The sequence below is a fragment of the Microseira wollei NIES-4236 genome, from assembly GCF_020521235.1.
GTDB lineage: Bacteria > Cyanobacteriota > Cyanobacteriia > Cyanobacteriales > Aerosakkonemataceae > Microseira > Microseira wollei.
Genome location: NZ_BLAY01000469.1, coordinates 1 through 940, shown reverse-complemented (window position 1 = coordinate 940; position 940 = coordinate 1). Strand labels below are relative to the sequence as shown.

2 protein-coding genes are annotated in these 940 nt (G+C 46.5%); one reads left to right on the top strand and one right to left on the bottom strand.

The window, feature by feature from the left end:
- The coding region (locus MiSe_RS49295) for a helix-turn-helix domain-containing protein (protein WP_226594892.1) at window positions 1-391 on the bottom strand (391 nt) is incomplete at its 3' end.
- A gap of 67 nt (window positions 392-458) precedes the next feature.
- On the opposite strand from MiSe_RS49295, the gene tnpA reads away from it, so the two are divergent.
- Window positions 459-860 carry an IS200/IS605 family transposase gene (gene tnpA / locus MiSe_RS49290; protein WP_226594890.1) on the top strand — a complete coding sequence of 134 codons (402 nt, stop codon included), beginning with the start codon at window positions 459-461 and terminating at the stop codon, window positions 858-860.
- The last annotated feature ends 80 nt before the right edge of the window (window positions 861-940 follow it).

Here is a 940-nt window from a genome sequence, read left to right as displayed (position 1 = left end):
CAAAGAAGTTTTTGTAGGCAATATCCAGACGCTTGACGTTTTGTTGCAGTACTGTCGAATCAATCCCGGCGTACCAAGGTCTAGCAGTTTTTAGTTGCGGCAATGCAGTGATTTGAATATCCCCAGCGCTGCGGCGGGGATTTTTAGCACTTTCGGTGTTTTTCCAGGGTTCTCCTGTAGCACCGTTCTTGCTGACGAAGCAGGTTAACGGACAAGCTGAGGCATGGGTTCTGATATCGCAGTAATCGCCCTGGATGAATTGCTGGTTGTATTGAGCTATTCTGTCGTTCAAGCACCAATTGTAATGGCTCCTTAACATATCAATCCAAGATGCCATTGTTGCTGATTGAGTTGCGTTTGGCCTCAGCTTGTAGGCGTAGCATGTCAGCAAGAATCCTCACCTCCTTGTAGATGTGCTATTCTTAGCTACATCAAATACTAGCTAAATACGAGTCAAAATGCAACAGTACCGCCGCAATAAGAATTCCGTCTCTTTGGTCAACTACCATCTAGTTTGGATACCAAAAAGGCGGAAAAAGGTTTTGGTGGGCGACGTGGAGGTTAGATTGCGCCAGATTATCTGGGAGGTCTGCCAGGAGAATCAATGGAGTATCATTGCTTTGGAGATTATGGCAGACCACGTGCATTTGTTTGTCAACGTTCCTCCTACCGTGCCACCGCACAAGGTCGCTAATGCCATTAAAGGTAGAAGCTCTAGGTATTTACGGCAAGAGTTTCCCCATTTGTTGAAACTTCCCAGCCTCTGGACTCACTCTTACTTTGTGTCTACTGCTGGGAATGTTAGTAGCGAAACCGTGAGAAGATATATTGAGGAACAGCGTCACCATGACACTACTTGACGGGACTTAAAAGTCCCGGTCGCACTACATCCCCGACCTAAAGGTACGGGGTTTTGTGCTTCTCGTCTCGCTTGATAAAA

Bases quoted from the DNA above. Each gene is read 5' to 3' on its own strand.
- tnpA (WP_226594890.1), top strand. From the start codon at position 459: ATGCAACAGTACCGCCGCAATAAGAATTCCGTCTCTTTGGTCAACTAC.